At 70.0% G+C, this 4841-nt stretch carries 4 protein-coding genes and 2 pseudogenes; 3 read left to right on the top strand and 3 right to left on the bottom strand.

Annotated elements, in window-relative coordinates; genetic code table 11:
* Nucleotides 1-75 precede the first annotated feature (75 nt).
* A pseudogene (locus ACWGI8_RS39650) lies at nucleotides 76-812 on the top strand (ABC transporter ATP-binding protein); the annotation flags it as partial.
* 120 nt (nucleotides 813-932) lie between these two features.
* Here ACWGI8_RS39650 and ACWGI8_RS39645 read toward each other — a convergent pair.
* Nucleotides 933-1397, bottom strand: a complete 465-nt coding sequence (locus ACWGI8_RS39645; protein ID WP_453668297.1) for a DUF5959 family protein — start codon at nucleotides 1395-1397, stop codon at nucleotides 933-935.
* 160 nt (nucleotides 1398-1557) lie between these two features.
* Here ACWGI8_RS39645 and ACWGI8_RS39640 point away from each other — a divergent pair, with 160 nt between their 5' ends.
* Nucleotides 1558-2463, top strand: coding sequence for an SDR family NAD(P)-dependent oxidoreductase (locus ACWGI8_RS39640; RefSeq protein WP_453668296.1), 906 nt, complete (start codon nucleotides 1558-1560; stop codon nucleotides 2461-2463).
* 492 nt (nucleotides 2464-2955) lie between these two features.
* On the opposite strand, the pseudogene ACWGI8_RS39635 reads toward ACWGI8_RS39640, so the two are convergent.
* Nucleotides 2956-3690, bottom strand: a pseudogene (locus tag ACWGI8_RS39635) (LmeA family phospholipid-binding protein); the annotation flags it as partial.
* Nucleotides 3691-3761: 71 nt separating this feature from the next.
* Complete coding sequence (locus ACWGI8_RS39630; protein ID WP_453668295.1) at nucleotides 3762-4226, bottom strand: nuclear transport factor 2 family protein; 465 nt, start codon at nucleotides 4224-4226, stop codon at nucleotides 3762-3764.
* A gap of 49 nt (nucleotides 4227-4275) precedes the next feature.
* On the opposite strand from ACWGI8_RS39630, the gene ACWGI8_RS39625 reads away from it, so the two are divergent.
* Nucleotides 4276-4839: a TetR/AcrR family transcriptional regulator gene (locus ACWGI8_RS39625; protein WP_453668294.1), complete on the top strand. Its 564-nt coding sequence runs from the start codon at nucleotides 4276-4278 to the stop codon at nucleotides 4837-4839.
* The last annotated feature ends 2 nt before the right edge of the window (nucleotides 4840-4841 follow it).

Raw genomic sequence — 4841 nt, 5'->3', positions numbered from 1 at the left:
GGCTGCAAGCCCTCCCACGAGTTGGGGCCGACGGGCCGATGCCGGGCGGACACTCTCCCCGGCACCGTTGGCCGGGTGATCGAAGTCAACGAACTGACCAAGCGATACGGCAAGACCACTGCCGTCAACGGTTTGACCTTCACCGTGCGACCGGGGCACGTCACCGGGTTCCTCGGTCCCAACGGCGCCGGGAAGAGCACGACGCTGCGGATGCTCCTCGGCCTGGCCCAACCCACCAGCGGCACCGCCACCATCGATGGCCACCTGTTCCGGGACCACCCGCGCGGCCTGCGCCACGTCGGCGCTCTGCTCGACGCCCATGACGTCCACGGCGGTCGCAGCGCCGCGGCCTACCTGTCCGCCCTGGCCCGCAGCAACGGCATCCCGCGGCGCCGGGTGGACGAGGTCCTTCAGGAAGTGGACTGGCCGCCGCGGCCCGGCGCCGCATCGGCGGGTTCTCCCTGGGCATGAAGCAGCGGCTCGGCATCGCCACGGCACTGCTCGGCGACCCTCCGGTGCTGCTGTTCGACGAGCCGGTCAACGGCCTGGACCCGGAGGGCGTTCGGTGGGTACGCGGCCTGTTCAGGCGGCTGGCCGCCGAGGGACGCACCGTGTTCGTCTCCAGCCACCTGATGAGCGAGATGGAGAACACCGCCGAGCACCTGATCGTCATCGGCCGGGGGGAGCTGATCGCCGCGGAGAGTGCGACGGACTTCGCGGCCCGCGGCACCCGCCGGAGCATGACCGTGCGGACGCCGGACACCACCGCGCTGACAACTGTGCTCAAGGCCGAGGGCGCCTCGGTGCAGCCGGACCACGGCATCCCGGACCTGGAGCGCCGCCACGCCGACCGCGTGGCAGCCCGTCCATGACGTCCGCAGGTCCGGCACGGTGCCCCAGCTTGGCACGGTGCGCGGGACCGAAGGGCCCGGCTACTCGCCGAGAGCGTCTCGCGCCGTCGCGAGACGCTCTCTGGACTCGGCTATCCACTCTTCACGCATGTCGAGCGGCACAGAGACGACGATCCCCGTGCTGGGCCCGTCGTGCACCTCGACCACGTAAGGGTCCTCGGCGATGAACCGCAGATGGGCCGTACGGCCTGCGCGGGGCCAGTCGGCCGTGAATGGCTCGTCAAGGTCGGCTGCCAACTCGGCCTCCTGCTCGGCCTCCTCGATGGCGTCCAGGAGCCGGCCCCAGTCCGTGAGGTCCTCGGACTCGAACCCGAGGTGGACCGTGCCGTTCACGAAGTCGCTCGTGATGACGGTCTCCGCGTCGTAGTACCGGACTCCCCGGTCTTCGGGGGCGGGCGCGGTCGAGCGCAGACGGACGCTGACGCTCTGCCCGGAGTCGGCCAGCCGGATCAGCTCGATCGCACCGGGCTGTGTGTTCGTGTTCATGGCCGGGAACCTACGGCAAGCGCTCGGACCGCATTCCAACAGGTGCGCGTGCGGGGTTCGCTGTTGAACTCCGAGCTGCTGCGGCTCATGACACCGAAACGTGATCCAGGTACGTAGGCTGACACCACGTGCACACGATCACTCGGGAGGTTCAACGGCCGTGTCGGACCAGGGAGTTTATGTCATCACCGGCGGGGGAACGGGCATCGGCGCCGCCACCGCCCGGAGACTGCGTACGGACGGCCACCACGTCGTCGTGTCCGGGCGGCGACCCGGGCCGCTGCAGCGCATCGCCCAGGAGACCGGGGCCCTGGCTCACCCGGCCGACACCACGGACCGCGATGCGGTCGACGGTCTCGTCGACGCAGCCCTGAGTGCGTACGGCCGGCTCGACGGCCTTGTGCTCAACGCCGGTATCGCGCGCGCCGGCGCCGTCGGCGACCTGTCGGACGAGGACTGGGAGGACGTCATGCGGACCAACGTCACCGGACCGTTTCTCCTCCTGCGCGCCGCTCTCCCTCATCTGCTGCGGTCACGCGGCGCCGTCGTCGCGGTCGCCTCGGTCTCCGCTCTGCGCAACGGACAGGGAAACGCCGCGTACGCGACGTCCAAGTCCGCGCTGCTCCAGCTGTGCCGTTCGCTCGCCGTCGACTACGGCCAGGAGGGACTGCGCGCCAACACCGTCTGCCCCAGCTGGGTGCGTACGGAGATGGCCGACCGGCGCATGGTCCGCTTCGCCGAGGAAGCCGGACTCACGGGCCCCGTAACGGACAGGCCGACGGACCGGGAAACGGGCCGGGAAACGAGTGGGGAAGCAGACCGGGGAAGGGCCGGCGGAACCGACGCCGGAACCGACGCGGCGTACGAGGAGGCCACCCGGCTCATCCCCGCACGCCGCCCCGGCGAACCCGGCGAAGTGGCCGAGGCGATCGCCTGGCTCCTCTCACCCGCCGCTTCGTTCGTCAACGGCGCGGTGCTCACCGTCGACGGCGGGGTGACGGCCCTCGATCCCGGCACTCTCGCCTTCGGCCACCGCATCGAGCCCCGTCCTGCCCACGGCGGCTGAAGCCCCGAAGGTCAGGCCGGAGCCCGTCAGATCGGCGTGGATGCCCTCGCGATCCACGACGATGTCCCGCAGGCGTATGTCCCCGGACGTCGTCTTCGGCAGCTCGAAGGAGAGCGAGAGCCGCTCGGAGAGTGCCGGCGGCCGCAGTTTCAGCAGGGAGCCGATGAGCTGCGGGTCGATGCCGGCCTTCTCCAGCAGCCAGGGGTGGTCGACGACGACATCGACGAGGTTGACCTTCATCAGCTGCTGGAGGAAGCGCGGGGAGCCGGTGAGGCGGCTCAGTTCCTTCTCGTTGCGCAGTGCGTCGTCGATCCGGGACTCGGGGATGCCGAGGCGTTCCACCACGGCGGGGAGGGCGAGGAGGGCCTTGGCACGGGCTGCTTCGTGACTGATTCGGGCGGCCGCTTCGGCGTGGAGGCGAAGACCCGAGCGCGCGGGGTCCTTGCCCGGCCGGTAGGTGAACAGGCCTGGGACGTCGAGGCGCATGTCCTCGACCGTGGTGGACACGGCCCGGTCGCCGTCCTGCCGGACATGTGCCTCTGCCCGCACGCTCACCTCGCGGCCGGCCACGGGCAGTGATCCGGCGATGTTGATGCCGCCGCGTCCCGCATTGGTGAACCTGACGTGGGACGCGCCCAGTTCACGGTTGAGATCGTCGAACGAGAGGAGGACGTCACCGTCCATCCGGTCGACGACCGCCCCCTGGAGCGAGGAGGGGAGGTCGCCGACGATCCGGATGTCTGTCGCGGTGGCGCGTACTTCGGCGAGGGAGACCTTGTCGGCGGCGACGTCCGGGAGGGTGACGTCGACCTTGTCGATCCGGTGGCCGAGCACCTGGGTGAGGAAGGGAAAGCCGGCGATGTCGACGTCGGGCCGGGCGGCGAGGCCGAGCGAGCTCTGGATCCTGTCCTCGGCCTTCTCCTCCGCGTACGTCACGGCCAGGCGGTCGCAGACGGCGAGGAGGGTGGCGCACACGACGGCACCGACGGCCAGTTTCAGCACTACGGGAACGGCGGCGAGGCGGCTCTTGCCGCGATGGTCGGGCGGTGACCAGTCCTCCGGCTCGTCGTCGGAGGGGAGAGCGACGCCGGCGGTACCGGCGATGCGGTGATGTCTGGCACGCGAGTAGGGGGAAGGATCTCCGAAGTCGGGTTCCGGATCCGCCAGTTGTGCGAGTTCCTCGTACGGATTGCGTCGATGCGTGGATATGCGTGTGGGGGGTCGCATCGGCTCATCCCATCACAGGCACCACCGCCGAACGCAAGTCCGGTATCCGTCGAACTCCTCCCGGAAGTCGGCTATCCCTGAGCGACACGACGCTCATCGGCGGCGATGGCAAGGTCGTTGATGCTGGCATAGCGCTTGCGCATCAGGCCGTGCTCGTCGAACTCCCAGTTCTCATTGCCGTAGGCGCGGAACCACTGGCCGGCCGCGTCGTGGTACTCGTACTCGAAGCGCACCGCGATGCGGTTCCCGTGGTAGGCCCACAGCTCCTTGCGCAGCCGGTAGCCGAGCTCCCTGCGCCACTTGGCGGTGAGGAATTCGACGATCTCCTGCCGGCCGTTCAGGAAGACATCGCGATTGCGCCACTCGGAGTCCTCGGTGTAGGCGAGGGCGACCTTCTCGGGATCGCGCGTGTTCCAGGCGTCCTCCGCGAGCTGGACCTTGAGGCGGGCGGTCTCCTCGGTGAACGGGGGCAGGGGCGGACGCTGCGAGGCGGGCATGACGGTCTCCTTCCAGGCGAGAACGATCGTTCTCAGCATGTCGGGTACTCTACGAGAACGTTGGTTCTCACGCAATGGGGTGTCGGACATGGACATCGAGGCGACCAGGTCGCAGATCCTCGACGCGGCCGAGGAGCTCTTCTACGGCCAGGGCATCCAGGCGGTCGGCATGGATGCCGTGCGCTCCGCGTCCGGGGTCACGCTGCGGCGGCTGTACCAGGTCTTCCCCTCGAAGGGGGTGCTCGTGGAGGCGTATCTACTGCGGCGCGACGCGCGGTGGCGGGAAAGCCTCGTGGCGTACGTGGACGCCGCGGACGCGTCCCCGGGCGAGCGGGTCCTGGTGGTCTTCGACTGGCTGCGACGGTGGTTCGAGGAGCCGGACTTCCGCGGCTGTGCGTTCATCAACTCGTTCGGGGAGCTGGGGGCGACGGCCCCGGAGGTCGCCGAAGCGGCCCGCCACCACAAGGAGGCGTTCCAGCAGTACATCGCCGGCCTCGTACGCGACGCGGGAGCTCCGGGCGGGATCGCCGCCCCGCTGGCCCTGCTCGCGGAGGGCGCCATCACCACGGCCGCGATCTCCGGTTCGCCCCGGCCGGCGAGCGACGCCCAGGAGGCCGCACGGCTGCTGCTGGGCTCGGCGATCGCGGCCTGAAC

It is taken from the genome of Streptomyces sp. NPDC054841, assembly GCF_053611045.1.
This window is presented reverse-complemented; position numbering and strand designations above follow the sequence as displayed.

What these genes read in the sequence shown, in the direction of transcription:
- ACWGI8_RS39625 (WP_453668294.1), top strand. Translation starts at nt 4,276, where the DNA reads ATGGACATCGAGGCGACCAGGTCGCAGATCCTCGACGCGGCCGAGGAG.
- ACWGI8_RS39645 (WP_453668297.1), bottom strand. Translation starts at nt 1,397, where the DNA reads ATGAACACGAACACACAGCCCGGTGCGATCGAGCTGATCCGGCTGGCC.
- ACWGI8_RS39630 (WP_453668295.1), bottom strand. Translation starts at nt 4,226, where the DNA reads ATGCTGAGAACGATCGTTCTCGCCTGGAAGGAGACCGTCATGCCCGCC.